The organism is Micromonospora sp. CA-111912, from assembly GCF_050948415.1.
Lineage (GTDB): Bacteria > Actinomycetota > Actinomycetes > Mycobacteriales > Micromonosporaceae > Micromonospora.
On sequence record NZ_CP192007.1, the window covers coordinates 7,129,387 to 7,141,836 of the forward strand.

The following is a 12,450-nucleotide window of genomic DNA, read 5'->3' on the forward strand; positions in this document are numbered from 1 at the left end:
TGGTGCGTGGTGGTGCCGCACCATCCCACCGGCGCGCGCCTGGCCCGGCACCGGTTCGCCGACGAACTGGCCGGCCTCGTCCCCGCGGTGCTGCTGGCCGACCTGGTGGCCGTCCTGGCCGAGCTGGTCGGCAACGCGATCCGGCATGCGGAGCCACTCCCCGGCGGGGTGGTCCGGGTGGCCTGGCGGCTGAGCCCGGCTCCCGGCCACGGGCACCTCGTCCAGCTCCGGGTCACCGACGGCGGGGCGGGCACCGGGCCCCGGTTGCGGGCCGCCAGCCAGGACGCCGTGGACGGCCGGGGCCTGCACATCGTCTCCGGCCTGGCCAGCAGCTGGGGCGTCGACCGGGACGGCCTCGGGCAGAGCGTCTGGGCGCAGTTCGACCCCGCCGGCACCCCCAGCCCGGGCCTCGTCGCCGCCGGCTGATCCCCGTCCCGCCGAGCGGGGCGGGTCGGGTCCGCCGCCTCCGGTGGGGCCTCTAGGCTGATTCGCCGTGAGCAAGCGTCGAAAGAGCCAGCGGGCCGCCGAAGCCACCCCCAAGCGGGAAAAGGTACGGGACGTCTTCGTCCCCCGACCGTTCGAAGGGCTGACCGACGAGCCGGAGTGGATCGCGCTGCGCGAGCTGGTCCCGGCCGCGTCCGCGCCCCTGCGGCTCGTCCCCGAACTGGTCGAGGAGCACGGCGACCGAACCGTGACCCTGGCCACCGTGCTGCCCATGGCGGCCCCGGCGATGACAAAGGACGACGGCCGCGTCTTCGTCGGTCTCCAGCGCCACCAGCAGTCCGGCGACGTCTCCCGGGACCTGGCCGAGGCGCTGCTCTGCGCGCTGCGCGCCGAGCCCGGCAAGCCGGTCACGGTGCCGCCGCTGCCGGGCCTCGGCCCCCGGCTCCAGGACATCCTGGTCGACGGGCCGCTGGACGTCGCCATGCACGAGGGCTTCGAGTTCTGGCTCGACCCGGGGGCCACCGACGACCCGACCGTCCAGGCCTCCCTGGAGCGGGCCAACGCGGCGATCTACCCGACCGTACGGCTCGCCGCGGCGCGGGCCGCGTACTGGTGCCAGGTGCCGGAGAAGGCGCACGTGCGTTGGGTGCTCCCGGACGACGAGGACGCCGCCCTGGACGCGCTGGCCCGGCTGAGCACTGCGGGCACGCTGCCCCTCGCCGGGAACACGAAGTTCGCCGGCATGTTCCGCGCCCACGGCCGCCTCGTGCCCGTCTGGGACCTGCCCGAGGACGTCCCCGCCGTCGAGTGGGAGGAGCCGGTGACCGAGTTCGCCAAGCGTTACGCCGAGGCCCTGGCGACCGGCGAGCCGCTGGACGCGGCGGGCCGGCGGGCCCGGCACGGCCTGCTCGGCCGTCAGCTCACCCTCCGCTGAGTCGCCCACGCCGGGCGTCGGAAGGGCCCCTGTCGACGCCTGGCGTGGGCAGGGGCCCCTGCCCTACCGGTTGAGGGGTTCGCGGACCAGGGGGCAGGACATGCACCTCGGGCCGCCCCGGCCGGAGCCCAGCTCGGAGCCGGCGATCGGGATGACCTCGATGCCGGCCCGTTCGAGCTGGGCGTTGGTGCCGGTGTTGCGTTCGTAGCCGACGCACAGCCGCGGGGCCAGCGCGAGGGTGTTGTTGCCGTCGTCCCACTGTTCCCGCTCGGCGGTGACCGGGTCGAGGCCGGTGTCGATGACCCGGAGCTGGTCGAGGTCCATCGCGTCGGCGGCGGCACGCAGGAACGGCGCGGGCCCGTCCACCCGCAGCTCGCCGTCCGGCCCGGCCACCACCGTGTACGCGGCCAGGGTGCTCGCCACGTTCGCGTACATCAGCACGGCGTCGACGTCGACCATCGTGCAGATCGTGTCCAGGTGCATGGTGGCCCGTTCCTGGGCGATCGGGACGACCAGGATGGTATGCGCCAGCCCGGCGGCGAAGACCCGCCGGCCGAGCCGTTCCGCCCCGGCGGGAGTGGTCCGCTCGCCCACCCCGACCGCCAGCACCCCGGGGGCCAGCAGCAGCACGTCGCCGCCCTCCAGGTGCTCCAGCCCTGGCTCGTAGACGAACTCCGTGCCGACGAAGCGCGGGTGGTGCCGGTAGATCGCGTCGGTGATGGTGGTCTCCCGGCGACGGGCCGGCATGGCCAGGCTGGTCACCCCGACGCGGTCCCCGATCCACAGTGAGGAGTCCCGGGTGAACAGCAGGTTGGGCAGCGGGTCGATGACGAACTCGTGCCGGTCCATCAGGGCGTAGACCAGCCCGCCCGGCCGCTCCTGACTGATCCGCAGTTCCTCGTGGGCGAGCCCGGCGATGAGCACGTCGGCGAGGGCGGCCGGGTCGAGGTAGGCGAGATGGTCGGCGACCCGGCGACGCAGGGTGTCGCCGAGCCGGGGCGAGCTGAGCACCTGCTCGGTCAGTTCGGCGCGGGCCGCGCCGACGGCCAGCGTCTCGGCCAGTAGGGTGGCGAGGTGGAGCACCTCCACCCCACGTTCGCGCAGGGCGGAGGCGAAGGCGTCATGCTCCTCCTGCGCCCTTCCCACCCATGGGATAGCGTCGAAGAGGAGAGAGTCGTTGTTGCGCGGGGTGAGTCGGGCCAGCTCCGGCCCGGGTCGGTGCAGCAGCACCGTGCCGAGGCGGCCGACTTCGCTGTCCACGTAGTGGGTCACACGGCCAAGGGTAGGGCAGGGTTTGGCGGCATCCGATAAAACATCTGGGGATGAATATGGCATTCATCCACACTCACTCCGGCGCTCCGACTTGCCGGGTACCCGGTATGTCGACGTAGGGTAGTGAGGACATAACTTCGAGGGACCTTTTGCCGGAGGTCGCGATGACTGTCTTTCCCGCACGCCGAGCCACGCCCACCTCGCGGGCACTGCCGCCCGTGTCGGTGCCGCACCCCCGCGCCGAGGCGCCGGGGGCGCTGGAGCCGATCCGTCCGAGCCCCCTGGAGTGGGCTCGCCGTCGGCGCGCCGAGCGAGGTGCCCGCCGGTTGGAGGCAGCCGGGGCGCGAGCCCTCGGCCGGCTCGACCACCTCGGGCCGGCCTGGCACGTCATCGAGTGGCCCCGCTCGGACAATTCAGACCTCCTCCTCGACCAGGGGCAGGACGAACGGGCCGGGTTCCTCGCGATCGGCCCGAGCGGCCTGTTCGCGGTCACCATCGCCGACCACGGCCGAGCCCGGGTGCTGGTGGCGGGGGACGTCGTCCAGATCAACGGCAAGCGCCCGCCCTATGTGGCCGAGACCCGCCGGGACGCCAAGCGGGCGAGCAAGGCGCTCTCCGCGGCCGTCGGGCTGACGATCCCGGTGACGCCGGTGCTGACCTTCGTCGGTTCCGGCGTCATCAGCGTGTACGGCCTGCCGAAGGACTGCCTGATGGCCACCCACCGCGAGCTGGACCGCCTGCTCGTTGCCGGGGGCAACCGGATCAGCCCCGCCACCGCCGACAAGCTGGCCCGGGTCGCGCAGCACCCCGGCACCTGGATGAACGGCACGTACCGCCCCGCCGCCGACTACCGGTGGTACGACGACGGCCGAACGGCGGCTGACAAGCCGGCCAACCGCCGGTAACGTCTCCGGCGACGCCACGCGGTCCGGTCACCACCCGGAGCACCGGCCGCGCCGTCGCCGGCCGGGTCAGGGCAACCGATCACCGGCGGCCTGGTGGCTGAAGCGCGGTCGGCGGTTCCCGCGACAACCGGTCAGCGTGGACAGACCGTCGGTGTAAATAGGAGGCGCGGTGGCCCACGTCGAACTCTCGATCTCGGAAGTGTTCGTGCCCGCCGCTCGGACACCGCCGGAGCAGGAGTCCGACAATTTCGGCCAGTGGTCCGCCACCGTGTCCCACGCCGCCGAGCCCTGCCTGCTGATCGACGCCGACACCCGTGTCGTCGCGGTCTCCTCGGCCGGCTGCGAGCTGCTCTGCCTGTGCTGCCCCGAGGACGTGATCGGCCTCCCGCTGCTCGACGGATGCCTGCGCCTGCTCGACTTCACCGCGAACCGGGGCGAACTGACCGAGCAGGATACCGACAAGATTCCGCCGCTGCTCGCCCTGCACTCGGGGCGCCTCGCCCGAGGGCTGCTCCGGGTCCAGGCCTCGACGGCGGGGCGGTCGGACGCGACGGTGGACGCCATCTCCACGCCGGTGCTGGCCCACGGCGAGGTGGCCGGGTCGCTCACCTTCTTCTCCGAGATCTGATCCGCCCATCGCCGTCCTGAACTGCACGAATGTGGCGCTCGCCGCACCCTTCGTCGCTGGGTCGGACCGGCACCCAGGCCGTAGGGTGCCCTCATGCTCGATGTCGCTCTGCTGCCGGGGGAGTACGCAGTGTGCCGGCTGACCGCCGGTTCCGCCATCCGGCCCGACCTGTGGGGCGACCTGGGCGACGGCGAGGTAATCAGCGTGAGCTGGTCCGCCGATGGGGTCTCGGTGATCTGCCCCGCGTCCCGTGCCCCGGCCGAGGCCGAGACCGCCTGGCGGTGCCTGCGGGTCGTCGGGCCCCTCGGCAAGCCGGTGACCGGCACCCTGGCCGCGCTGGTCGCCCCGCTGGCCGAGGCACGGGTCAACGTGGTGGCGTTCTCGACCTACGACACGGACCACGTGCTGGTCCCGGCCGTGCGGCTGGACGAGGCGACCGCCACGTTGCGCCGGGCCGGCCACCGCCTCCTCGACTAGCGATCCGCGTCGCCGCCCTTCACCTGCGCGCCTGCGGCTCCTACGATGGGCACGGCCACCCGGCCGTCACGATGCTCTTCGATGCAAGGATCGGCTCGTGCCGCCCACCGCACCGCCCCGTACCGCACCCCGCCGGCCGCCCCGCCCGGCCGTGCTGCTCGCCGTCGTGTCCCTCGCCCTCGCGTCCGCGGGCTGCGGCACGCCGCCGGAGCTGCGCGGGCCGGCCCCAGCACCGACCGCCACGGCTGGCGCCTCCGCCGGCCCGACCACGCCCGCCACCGCGACCGTCCCACCGGTCCCGGTCCCCCCGTCGCCGGCCGTCCCGTCGCCCACCGCCGGCCCCGACCTGGTCGCCACCGCCTGCCGCGAGGGCCCGTCCGGGGACCGGGTGATCACACTGCTGCGGGGCTCGGCCGACGTGCTGCCCCGGGCGGTCGGGGTGCGGGTGCGCACCGGCCCGCTCTGCGCCGGGGACTGGCAGTACACGGTGCTCCAGGTGACCGGGCACGAGGAGCTCCAGGTGGTCACCCGGGGCCGGCCGGGCGCGCTGGAGCTGGTCACCGCCGGCACCGACGTCTGCACCATCGAGGTACGGGTGGCCGGGCCGACCGGCATCCGGACACTCGCCTGCGACGCCGTCCCGGGGGGCGTACCGGGTGCGTAGGCTGGGCGACATGCCCGGAACACCACCCACCCGCTTCGTCTACCTCGGCCCCGAGGGCACCTTCGCCGAGCAGGCGCTGCGCACCGTGCCGGCCGCCGAACGCGGCACCCGCACGCCCGCCCGCAGCGTCGGCGAGGCGCTGGAAGGCGTCCGGGCGGGGGACGCCGACGCGGCCCTGGTTCCGCTGGAGAACTCGATCGGCGGCGCGGTCGGGGTGACCCTCGACGAGTTGGCCGAGGGCGAGCCCTTGGTGATCACGCGGGAGGTGATCCTGCCGGTCGAGTTCGTGCTCGGCGCCCGCCAGGGGACGTCCCTGGCGGCGATCCGGTCGGTGGCCGCCCACCCGCAGGCGTCCACCCAGTGCCGTGGCTGGCTGCGCACGTACCTGCCGGACGCCGTCGTGGTCGACGTGCTCTCCAACGGGGCCGCCGCGGCCGGCGCGGCGGGTGGCGAATACGACGCGGCGATCTGCGCCCCCATCGGGGCGGCCCGGCACCGGCTGGCCGTGCTGGCCGACAAGATCGCCGACCACGCCGACGCCGTGACCCGGTTCGCCCTGCTGTCCCGCCCCGGCCCGCCGCCGCCCCCCACCGGGGACGACGTGACGTCGTTGGCCGTCTACATCGCCCACGATCGGGTGGGCGCCCTGCTGTCGGTCCTGATGGAGCTGGCCGTGCGCGGGGTCAACCTGACCCGGATCGAGTCCCGACCGACCGGCGAGGCGCTGGGCCGGTACGTCTTCTTCCTCGACTGCACCGGCCACGTGGCCGACATCCGGCTCGGGGAGGCGTTGCGAGGGCTGCGCCGGGTCTGCGCGGACGTGCGCTTCCTCGGGTCGTACCCCCGGCACCGCTGGGCCGACGGGGCGGGCGAACGGCCGGTCCCCGCGCCGGCCGGCCTCTCGGACGCCGACTACGCCGACGCGGCGGCCTGGCTGGCCCGGCTGCGTGCCGGCGAGCTCAACTGAGACCGGGGTGCCCGGTTACTGCGGGCACCCCGCCCCGGTCAGCTCAGCAGGCCGCCGAGCAGGCCGCCCTGCTGCTCCTGGGCGCCGCTGCCGGCGACCGGCGGCTCCTCGGAGGGCTGCACCACCACGAAGCCCTGCCCGGCGAAGCTCATCGTGAACGCCTCGCCGGTGGTGCGGCCCAGCAGCGAGCCCAGGCCGAACTGCTCGGCCCGGTGGTAGCCGGTCTGAAGGTTGGCCGACCAGCAGACGGCGGCCTGCGGGTCGACGTACGTCGGGGCGTCGACGTTGAGCACCACCGGGGTGCCCTTCGTGGTGATCGCGATCCGGCCGTGGCCGGTGAAGACGCAGTTGAACAGGCCGGACGAGGAGGCCATCCCGGCGCCGCCCACCATCCGGATGTCGTACTGGAGGGTGGAGTCGAAGGCCAGCACGCTGGAGCCGTTGATGGACAACGCGTCGCCCGGCTCCAGGTCGACGATGTGCACGTCCTTGGCCAGCTCGGCGAGGAAGACGTCACCTCGGCCGCTGAGCTTCATGAGCGGGACGCCCTCGCCGGTGAGCTTCTGCTTGAGGAACTTGCCCAGGCCGCCGGAGCCGAGCGCCTGGAACTGCACCTGGCCCTGGTAGGCGACCATCGACCCGACCCGGGCCATCGCCTCGCCGTTGAGCTCGATCTTCAACATCTTGGAGTTCTGCAGCCGCATGCCGGGCTGGGCGGACTCCTTCTCCAGGTTCTCTGCCGAGAACAGCGCGCTGCGCATGGAAGTGCCTCCTGAGTCGGGGTGTTCTGCTCGGAGGGTAGGTGACCAGCGCAACCGGCGGGATCGGCCGAGCGGGGCCGCCGGGCCGGCCCGGTGACGCTCGCCGGTGGGGCGGCGCCGGGGTGGTCTCAGCCCCAGCCGAGGTCGTGCAGCCGGTCGTCGTCGATGCCGAAGTGGTGGGCGATCTCGTGCACCACGGTCACCGCCACCTCGTCGACGACGTCCTCCTCGGTGTCGCAGATCCGCAGGATGGGGCGGCGGTAGATGAGGATCCGGTCCGGCAGGACCCCGGAGTAGTCCCAGCCCCGGTCGGTGAGCGCGTGCCCCTCGTAGAGGCCGAGCAGGTCATCGTCGCCCGGGGGCGGGTCGTCCTCGACCAGGATCACCACGTTGCTCATCAGCCCGAGCAGTTCCTCGGGCACCTCGTCGAGGGCGTCGCCGACCAACTCCTCGAAGCGTTCCCGACTCATCTCCACCGCCACGCCCCCATTCTCCCCGAGCCGCCCCGCCCCGCCGAGCCCAAGGTCCGGCCGGAGCCGCCCCGCCCCGCCGAGCCCAAGAGCCGGCCCGGGACGCCGAGGCCCCCATCCTGATCGGACGGGGACCTCCGCGACGGGCGGGCGCGGTGCGCCGGAGGGATCAGGAGGCGAGGCGGGCGGTGAGGCTGATCTGGGCGCCCGGGGAGAGCAGACGCGAGATGGGGCAGTTCTCCTTGGCCGTCTCGGCCAGCTTGGTGAACTGGACCTCGTCGAGGCCCGGCGCCTGGCCGACCGTCTCCAGGTCGATCCGGGTGACGGTCATCCCCGCGTCGGTCTTGTCGAAGTGCACCTTGGCGGCGGTCTCCACCCAGCTGCCGGTGACGCCGGCGTCGGCGAGCTGCTTGGAGAACGCCATCGAGAAGCAGGCGGCGTGGGCGGCCCCGATCAGCTCCTCGGGGTTGGTCCCCTCGCCCTCCTCGAAGCGCGACTTGAAGGAATAGTTCCCCTGGAGCCCGCCCTTGCCGGTGCGGACCGTGCCGGAACCCTCGGTGAGATCGCCCTGCCAGCGTGCGGATGCGGTACGGATAGGCATACACCGACGCTAACCGAAAGCCGGGCGGCGGGCGAGCGACTGCGCCCGATCGGATCCGGTACCCGGGGCGGCCCCGGTTCCCGGCCGCGCGGTGTCGGCTGTGTCATGATTCGGCTCAGACCCGCGAGCGGTGGAGAGGTGGCCGATGTCCCAGGATCTCCCCATCCCTCGGCAGGACACCCGGTCCGACGGCACCGCCGTCGTGGAGTGGGGCGGGCCCGAACCCACGCTCTCCCGGCGGGCCGGTCGGCCCCTGGCGGGGCTGGGGCGGGACCGGCGGCTACCGCTGCTGCCGGCCGGTCTCGGCGTGGCGGCGGCCTTCGCCTCCCTGGTCGGCGAGTGGATGGTGCTGACCGTGCCGAACGGTGGCCCCGAGGGCAACACCATGCTGCGAGTGCCGGGCGGAGTGTCCGACATCGGCGGGTTCGGGGTGGGCTACCTGATGGGGCTCTTCGCGCTGGCCGCGGCGGTGGCCCTGGCCCTGCGGGGCACACCCGCCGTGCGGCACAACGCGCGGGTGGCCGGCCTCGCCCTGGCGGCGGCCCTGCTCGGCGTCCTGGTCGCCACAGCTTTCTCGCTCGACGACTCCGGCCAGCGCACCTTCTTCTACTCAGCCGAGGACGGATTCCGGGTCGAGTACGGCCGGGGCCTGGTGACGGCCTTCGTGGCCTGTGCGCTGCTGGCCGCGGCGTTGCACCTCGCCGGTCGGGTGCCGGCCCCCGGCCCGCCCGGCCGGGAAAGCGCCCCGGTCGACGGAGCCGAGCCGGCCGACCCGGAACCCGAGCCGGAGCCGGGCCGCTGGGGCCGGCGGGGCGGCACGCCCCGGTCGGGCCGCGACGCCGACCTGCCGGCCGCGCCGGCGGACCTCACCGTCCGAACCACGCTGCCGTTCGCCCGCCCCGAACCGCCCGCCTGACAACCGCCCCGGCCGCCGGGGTCCGGTGACCCGCACGCCCCCGCCCGGCACCCGCCGGACGGCGGGCGGGACACCGGGTGGCGTCCGGCGGGGCGCCAGGCCGCTTCGCCGGGAAGCCCCGCTGCGACCTGCGCGGCGAGGTACGGTTGCTGCCCGCCGTCACTCCCGGTCGAGGCACCGACGACCGAACGAACGGGCCGGCGCGACGGCGGCGGGCGAAGGAGGAACGATGACCCGCCCGGGACTACCCAAGCTGGTCGCCACCGACCTCGACGGGACTCTGGTTCGCAGCGACGAGACGGTCTCCGCGTACACGCACGAGGTGCTCGACCGGGTGCGGGCCGCCGGCATCCCCGTGGTCTGTGCGACCGGTCGGGGGCCACGGCTGACCGAGCTGACCCGCAACGACATCCGCGCCGCCGACTTCCTGGTGATGGCCGGCGGGGGCCGGGTGGTCGACCAGAGCGACCCGGCCGGCCCGCTGGTGCTGCGCGACGAGCGGCTCTCCGGCGAGGTGCTGGCCCGCCTGGTCGCCGACCTGGAGACCGCGGTCGGCCCGCTCACCGTGATGGTCGAGGCGTCCGACGAACACGACGCCCCGCTCTGGGGCGACTACCACCCGAGCTGGCCGTACCCGGACCGGTTCGAGGCCCGGACCCGCGACGAGTGCCTCTCCGGCGACGTGATCAAGGCGTTCGCCCGCACCGCCGAACACCACGTGGACACGCTGTTGGAGACCGCCCGCCGGATCATCCCGGCGGAGGTCGCCTCGTTGACCCAGGCCGGGCTCGGCTTCATCGAGATCTGCCCGCCCGGGGTCGACAAGGCGTCCGGGCTGACCGTGGTGGCGCAGCGGCTCGGGGTGGACCCGGCCGAGGTGCTGGTCTTCGGCGACATGCCCAACGACCTGCCGATGTTCGCGTGGGCCGGTTGGGGTCGGGTGGCCGTCTCCAACGCCCACCCGGCGGTCCGGGCCGCCTCCGACGAGGTGACCCTGCGCAACGACGACGACGGAGTCGCGGTCTACCTGGACCGACTACTCTCCCGGTGATGGGAGAGACACCTCGGCTGGTCGCCACCGACATCGACGGCACGCTGCTCGGCGACGACCGCACGATCAGCCCACGCACCCGGGACGCGCTGGCCCGGATGTCCGCGCGGGGCACCCCGGTCGTGCTGGTCACCGGCCGCCCGCTCCGCTGGCTCTCCCTGGTGTACGAGCAGCTCGCCGAGCCGCTGCCGGCGATCTGCGCCAACGGCGCCGTGGTGTACGACCCGGTGACCGACGAGGTGCTGCGGGCCGACCCGCTCGCCCCGGAACTGCTCGCCGAGGTGGCCCGCCGGCTGCGCGCCGAGGTGCCCGGGGTGAGCTTCGCCGTGGAGATCGTCGACAGCCGGGAGATGCGGCACGAGGCGGACTACCCGCTGCGCTGGGACGCCGACGCCGAGGCGATCCGGGCGATCACCTCGCCCGAGGAGCTGCACTCGGTGCCGGCGGTGAAGCTGCTGGCCCGGGCCGGGGAGCAGGATCCGGACCTGTTCGTCCAGGTGGTCGCCGGGGCGCTGCGCGGGCTGGCCGAGGCGACCCACTCGTCGTACTCGGGGCTGGTGGAGATCTCGGCGGCCGGGGTGACCAAGGCCGCCGGCCTGGCCTGGTACTGCGCCCGGGCGGGCATCGAACAGCGGGACGTGCTGGCCTTCGGCGACATGCCCAACGACGTGCCGATGCTGGCCTGGGCGGGTCGGGGGGTGGCGGTCGCCAACGCGCACCCCGCCGTCCTGGAGATCGCCGACGAGGTCACCTCGGCGAACTCGGAGGACGGCGTGGCCACGTACCTGGAGAAGGTCTTCGGGGTGGGGTGAGCCGCGCCGGGCCGCGGACGGCCCGGCGCGCGACGGTCAGAGGTACTGGCCGGTGCTGTGCCCCTCGCCGCCCTGCGGCTGGCCCGCGCCGGGCATGCCCGGCATGCCCGGCACCAGTCCGGCCGGGCCGCTGGGCAGCGCCTGCCGGCCGGAACGCATCTGCTCCAGCTGCACCCGGGCGGCCATCTGCTGGGCCACCAGGGCCGCCTGGATGCCGTGGAACAGCCCCTCCAGCCAGCCGACGAGCTGGGCGTGGGCGATCCGCAGCTCGCCCTCGCTGGGCGCCTTGTCCTCGGCGAAAGGCAACGAGATCCGCTCCAGCTCCTCGCGGAGCTCGGGGGCCAGGCCCTCCTTCAACTCGACGATCGAGCGCTCGTGGATCTCCCGCATCCGGTGCCGGCTCGCGTCGTCGAGGGGGGCGGACTTGACCTCCTCCAGCAACTGCTTGATCATGCTGCCGATCCGCATCACCTTGGCCGGCTGCTCCACCAGGCGCGTCGGGTCCTCCCCGGCGGCCCCGTCGGTCTGCACGGTGCCGACCGGCCGGCCATCCGGGCCGACCACCACCACCGTGCCGGCGTCCCCGACGCCCTCGTGATCCGGCTCGTCGTTCTGTCCAGCGAAGTGCGCTTCGGTCATGCCTCCCATCTTCGCCCAGCCGACGGGCGGCCGGCCCGGCGGGACCGATCCCGGCCTTGGGTTTCCGCGCTACCGTCGCCGGCATGCCCGCCGACCCCCGTGCCGTGCTCGACCGCCCCGCCCCCGCCCCGGACGCCACCGTCGCCTACGGCAGGCATCCGGACCAGGTCGCCGACCTGCGCCGACCTGCGGGGAACGGCCCGCCCCGGCCGCTGGTCGTGGTGGTGCACGGCGGCTTCTGGCGGGCGGAGTACGACCGGACCCACACCGGCCCGCTGGCGGCGGCCCTGGCCGGGCTCGGTCACCCCGTGGCCCAGTTGGAGTACCGGCGGACCGGACAGCCGGGGGGTGGCTGGCCGGGCACCCTGACCGACGTGCTGGCCGGGGTGGCGGCGCTGCCAGGGCTGGCCGGGCCGGTGCTGGGCGACCGGCTGCGCCCCGGTCCACCGCTGCTGGTCGGCCACTCGGCCGGCGGCCACCTCGCGCTGTACGCCGCCGCGTCCGCCCCGGACACGGTGGCCGGGGTGCTGGCGCTGGCCCCGGTGGCCGACCTCGCCGAGGCGTACCGGCTGGACCTGGACTCGGGCGCGGTGGCGGCGCTGCTCGGCGGCGGCCCGGCGGAGCACCCCGAGCGGTACGCGGACGCCGACCCGGCGGCTCGGGTACCGCTGTCGACACCGACCGTAGTCGTACACGGCGTCCTGGACCGGCAGGTGCCGGTGGCGCTGAGCCGGTCCTACGTCGCCGCCGCGCGGACGGCGGGAAGCCGGATCCGCTTGATCGAGCTTCCCGAATGCGAGCATTTCGGGATCATCGATCCAGAGTCGTCCGCCTGGCCGGAAGTGGCCCGTGCGCTGCGTTCCTTGCAGGTTGATCACTGATCATTGACGCAGCGTCGCGGAGGGGGTA

16 protein-coding genes are annotated in these 12,450 nt (G+C 74.3%); 11 read left to right on the forward strand and 5 right to left on the reverse strand.

The window, feature by feature from the left end:
* The first annotated feature begins 6 nt into the window (after positions 1-6).
* Positions 7-426, forward strand: a complete 420-nt coding sequence (locus ACQPZO_RS30535) for an ATP-binding protein (RefSeq protein ID WP_433351369.1) — start codon at positions 7-9, stop codon at positions 424-426.
* Between the two features lie 67 nt (positions 427-493).
* Positions 494-1,378 carry a DUF5926 family protein gene (locus ACQPZO_RS30540; protein WP_433345687.1) on the forward strand — a complete coding sequence of 295 codons (885 nt, stop codon included), beginning with the start codon at positions 494-496 and terminating at the stop codon, positions 1,376-1,378.
* Positions 1,379-1,441: 63 nt separating this feature from the next.
* On the opposite strand, the gene ACQPZO_RS30545 is transcribed toward ACQPZO_RS30540, so the two are convergent.
* Positions 1,442-2,650, reverse strand: a complete 1,209-nt coding sequence (locus ACQPZO_RS30545; RefSeq protein ID WP_433345689.1) for an arginine deiminase — start codon at positions 2,648-2,650, stop codon at positions 1,442-1,444.
* A 164-nt stretch (positions 2,651-2,814) separates the two neighbouring features.
* On the opposite strand from ACQPZO_RS30545, the gene ACQPZO_RS30550 reads away from it, so the two are divergent.
* From ACQPZO_RS30550 to pheA, 5 genes are all read left to right on the forward strand, one after another.
* Positions 2,815-3,555, forward strand: a complete 741-nt coding sequence (locus tag ACQPZO_RS30550; protein WP_433345691.1) for a hypothetical protein — start codon at positions 2,815-2,817, stop codon at positions 3,553-3,555.
* A 169-nt stretch (positions 3,556-3,724) separates the two neighbouring features.
* Positions 3,725-4,183 carry a PAS domain-containing protein gene (locus ACQPZO_RS30555; RefSeq protein WP_387022523.1) on the forward strand — a complete coding sequence of 153 codons (459 nt, stop codon included), beginning with the start codon at positions 3,725-3,727 and terminating at the stop codon, positions 4,181-4,183.
* 93 nt (positions 4,184-4,276) lie between these two features.
* Positions 4,277-4,660, forward strand: coding sequence for an ACT domain-containing protein (locus tag ACQPZO_RS30560; RefSeq protein WP_433345693.1), 384 nt, complete (start codon positions 4,277-4,279; stop codon positions 4,658-4,660).
* A gap of 97 nt (positions 4,661-4,757) precedes the next feature.
* Positions 4,758-5,324, forward strand: coding sequence for a hypothetical protein (locus ACQPZO_RS30565; RefSeq protein WP_433345695.1), 567 nt, complete (start codon positions 4,758-4,760; stop codon positions 5,322-5,324).
* A 10-nt stretch (positions 5,325-5,334) separates the two neighbouring features.
* On the forward strand, positions 5,335-6,291 hold the full coding sequence (gene pheA, locus ACQPZO_RS30570) for a prephenate dehydratase (RefSeq protein ID WP_433345696.1): 957 nt from the start codon (positions 5,335-5,337) through the stop codon (positions 6,289-6,291).
* A 38-nt stretch (positions 6,292-6,329) separates the two neighbouring features.
* Here pheA and ACQPZO_RS30575 read toward each other — a convergent pair whose 3' ends face one another.
* The 3 genes from ACQPZO_RS30575 to ACQPZO_RS30585 form a co-directional block, all read right to left on the reverse strand.
* On the reverse strand, positions 6,330-7,052 hold the full coding sequence (locus ACQPZO_RS30575; protein ID WP_350880112.1) for an AIM24 family protein: 723 nt from the start codon (positions 7,050-7,052) through the stop codon (positions 6,330-6,332).
* A 128-nt stretch (positions 7,053-7,180) separates the two neighbouring features.
* A complete protein-coding gene (locus ACQPZO_RS30580) occupies positions 7,181-7,528 on the reverse strand; it encodes a metallopeptidase family protein (protein WP_396672076.1) in 348 nt (115 codons plus the stop codon).
* A gap of 163 nt (positions 7,529-7,691) precedes the next feature.
* Positions 7,692-8,123, reverse strand: a complete 432-nt coding sequence (locus ACQPZO_RS30585) for an OsmC family protein (RefSeq protein WP_433345699.1) — start codon at positions 8,121-8,123, stop codon at positions 7,692-7,694.
* Positions 8,124-8,268: 145 nt separating this feature from the next.
* Between ACQPZO_RS30585 and ACQPZO_RS30590 the strand changes: the two genes are divergently transcribed.
* The 3 genes from ACQPZO_RS30590 to ACQPZO_RS30600 all read left to right on the forward strand — a co-directional run bounded on the left by ACQPZO_RS30590 (position 8,269) and on the right by ACQPZO_RS30600 (position 10,902).
* Entirely contained in the window at positions 8,269-9,039 is a 771-nt protein-coding gene (locus tag ACQPZO_RS30590; RefSeq protein ID WP_433345701.1) for a hypothetical protein, read from the forward strand.
* 229 nt (positions 9,040-9,268) lie between these two features.
* Complete coding sequence (locus tag ACQPZO_RS30595; protein ID WP_433345703.1) at positions 9,269-10,090, forward strand: HAD family hydrolase; 822 nt, start codon at positions 9,269-9,271, stop codon at positions 10,088-10,090.
* Positions 10,090-10,902, forward strand: a complete 813-nt coding sequence (locus ACQPZO_RS30600) for an HAD family hydrolase (RefSeq protein ID WP_433345706.1) — start codon at positions 10,090-10,092, stop codon at positions 10,900-10,902. Before ACQPZO_RS30595 ends, ACQPZO_RS30600 begins: the two co-directional genes overlap by 1 nt.
* Before the next feature lie 36 nt (positions 10,903-10,938).
* Here ACQPZO_RS30600 and ACQPZO_RS30605 read toward each other — a convergent pair whose 3' ends face one another.
* Positions 10,939-11,550, reverse strand: a complete 612-nt coding sequence (locus tag ACQPZO_RS30605; RefSeq protein WP_433345708.1) for a bacterial proteasome activator family protein — start codon at positions 11,548-11,550, stop codon at positions 10,939-10,941.
* A gap of 74 nt (positions 11,551-11,624) precedes the next feature.
* Here ACQPZO_RS30605 and ACQPZO_RS30610 point away from each other — a divergent pair, with 74 nt between their 5' ends.
* Positions 11,625-12,422 carry an alpha/beta hydrolase family protein gene (locus ACQPZO_RS30610; protein ID WP_433345710.1) on the forward strand — a complete coding sequence of 266 codons (798 nt, stop codon included), beginning with the start codon at positions 11,625-11,627 and terminating at the stop codon, positions 12,420-12,422.
* Positions 12,423-12,450 lie beyond the last annotated feature (28 nt).